Raw genomic sequence first — 2,927 nt, forward strand, 5'->3', positions numbered from 1 at the left:
AGTGTTACCTCACACGGACCTGAACCGTGCGCGTCTGCCATTCCGCCACTTCTGCAAACGAAAATAGTATATCACCATCGTTTTTTTTCGTCAAGAAAAAGAATTTCAATCAAAAGATTTCAAAAGATTTAAGGCTTAGATAAAGTTTTTTCTTTAAAAGATACATCCAACACCATATCCATTCCTTCAGCCAATCTTTGTAATAGCTTTATAGAAGGATTTCTTGTTCCATTCTCCAACTTACTAATCTCCGATTGATTAATGCCGGTTTTATTAGATAAATCTTTTTGTGTCATATTCTTCGCTATTCGAGCATCAATAATAGCTCTAATGATATTCATTTCCGGCTGTACTTCTTCATAGGCTTTCGCAAATTCAGAATCTCGCATCTTATTCTGTTTATACTCTTGAAGCTTCATTTCAATTTTCCCTTTCGTGACAAGTAGTCAGCTCTCCTAAGTTTCGCAAGTTTTATTTCCTGTGCGGGAGTTTTTTGAGTTTTCTTGACGAAACTATTCGTCAAAATAATATTCGCACCTTCATAAAAGAAATACAGAGTACGTGTAATATCTGAACCAAACTTACATCGTAATTCAAAAATCCCATCCTCAAGACATTCACTATAAGGCAGTCTCAGCTGATTACCCTTCTCTTCTAGTATTTCTATTAAAGATAATACTTTTGCTCCCATTTTAGGTTCTAAGGAGTCTATAAAGTTTATTACAGGAATTTCACCATTTTCTTTCTCATAAAACTCCACAGTGAATTTCATTGTTACTACCTCGTCCATTTATTATATGAGATAAAACTCATTATCACAAGAACAATATTCCCTTTGTAACAAACTTAATATTTCCGGCTTACGCCATAATCTCCCCTTCTTTTTTCTCCCCGGTCACTGCATCCTTTGGCTTCTGCCAAGTCATGTAGTCACATTCCGGATAACGGGAGCAGGAATAGAAAATTCTACCCTTCTTACTTCTCTTCTTTACGCACTCCGCACCGCAGGTCGGGCAAAGGAAACCGGCGTATTCCACGTAAGGCTTCGTATTTTTACAGTCCGGAAAGCCGGGGCAAGCCAGGAATTTTCCATGAGGGCCATACTTAATGACCATCTTTCTACCACACTTGTCACAGACTACATCCGTTTCTTCCTCGTTAATCTTAACCTTCTCCACCTCTTCTTTAGCCTTTTCTACAGCCTGAGAAAGATCCGGGTAGAAGTTTTCCACAATGGTTTTCCAGGAAGTCTGTCCCACACTGACAGAGTCCAGTAAAGACTCAAGATTGGCTGTAAAGCCCTTATCCACGATGGTTGGGAAGTTCTTGGACATCATTTCATTTACCGCATTTCCCAATTCGGTAACGAAAATATTCTTCTTCTCCTTGGTAATATAACGACGTAAAAGAAGGGTTCCAATGGTAGGCGCGTAGGTAGAGGGTCTTCCAATGCCTCCCTCTTCCAAGGCCTTAACCAAAGAAGCCTCAGTATAATGAGGAGGCGCCTGGGTAAAATGCTGCTCCTTATTCCATTTTTCCACCTTAAAGGAGTCACCCTCCTTCATCTCCGGAAGAGTAACATTTTTCTCCGCCTTATCTTCTTCAGACATATATACGGCGAGAAATCCGTCGAAACGCAGACGGCTGCCATTTAAGGTGAAGATGTAGTCCTTAGCCTGAAATTTTACCGTTTCCGTCTCATAAACGGCCGCTTCCATTCTGGAAGCCACAAAGCGCTTATAAATCAACTGATATAAACGGTACTCATCCTTTCCAAGACTTTCCTTTGCCTCGAAGGGGGTAATCTCCAGGTAGCTGGGACGGATAGCCTCATGAGCATCCTGAATCTTCCCTTCCTTCTTATCTTCAGTCTGCGTCTTCTGGCAGTACTCGGGACCGTACTCCTGTCCAATCTTTTCCAGCACCGCTGCATGGGCTTCTTCAGAAATTCTGGTGGAGTCCGTACGAAGGTAGGTAATTAAACCAACCACTCCTCTTCCCTTTACATTCACTCCCTCATACAAAGACTGGGCAATACGCATAGTCTTTTGGGTGGGGAAGGAAAGAAGCTTTGCCGCTTCCTGCTGTAAAGTAGAGGTGGTAAAGGGAAGGGGTGCCTTCTTTCTTCTTTCCCCCTTCTTTTTCTCGATAAGCTTTAGCTTTTCTTTTCCAATTTCGGAAATAACAGAAAGAACATCCTCTTCCTTAGACAATGGAAGCTTTTTATCCTTTCCGTAAAATACCGCCTCTACCTCCTTCTTTCCTACAGAAAGGGTGGCACTAAGGCTCCAATACTCTTCTGGTTCAAAGGCATTAATCTCCGCCTCTCTATCGCAAATCATCTTTAAAGCGACAGACTGCACTCTTCCGGCAGATAAGCCCTTACGAATCTTCTGCCATAACAAGGGGCTGATAGTATAACCCACCAAGCGATCCATCACTCTTCTGGCCTGCTGAGCATTCACCAAATCCATATCGATTTCTCTGGGATTCTTAATGGCATTCTGCACTGCATTCTTGGTGATTTCGTTAAAGCTTATGCGGGAGATTTTCGCTGCATTTTTCTCATCCTTATTCAGCTCTCTTTGCAAATGCCAGCTGATTGCCTCTCCTTCACGGTCCGGGTCAGTTGCCAGATAAATTTTATCCGCCTTTTTGGCTTCCTTTTTCAACTTGCTCAGCAGTTCCCCTTTTCCACGGATGGTAATGTACTTTGGCTCATAGTCATTTTCCACATCGACTCCAAGGGAACTTTTGGGCATATCAATTAAATGTCCCATAGTTGCATCAATGGTATAGGACTTTCCTAAAAACTTACTGATGGTTTTTACCTTGGCTGGTGACTCCACAATAATGAGATTATTTGCCATTCCTCATCCTTTCCTGTTCCGGTATAACTTGCTGTAAAGCGAAAGAACATTTCCTTT

The 2,927-nt window shown here is 41.9% G+C and carries 3 protein-coding genes; all 3 read right to left on the minus strand.

The features are described from left to right. Positions 1 to 128: 128 nt before the first annotated feature. Positions 129 to 419, minus strand: coding sequence for a helix-turn-helix domain-containing protein (locus ACO4PX_RS09665; RefSeq protein ID WP_007156363.1), 291 nt, complete (start codon positions 417 to 419; stop codon positions 129 to 131). Then, complete coding sequence (locus ACO4PX_RS09670) at positions 416 to 772, minus strand: type II toxin-antitoxin system RelE/ParE family toxin (protein WP_308578825.1); 357 nt, start codon at positions 770 to 772, stop codon at positions 416 to 418. The genes ACO4PX_RS09665 and ACO4PX_RS09670 overlap by 4 nt, the downstream gene beginning before the upstream one ends. 88 nt (positions 773 to 860) lie before the next feature. Beyond that, positions 861 to 2,870 (minus strand): type I DNA topoisomerase, encoded by a 2,010-nt coding sequence (gene topA / locus ACO4PX_RS09675; protein WP_314834052.1) that lies wholly within the window; start codon positions 2,868 to 2,870, stop codon positions 861 to 863. Positions 2,871 to 2,927 lie beyond the last annotated feature (57 nt).

This window comes from Oribacterium sp., assembly GCF_057249185.1.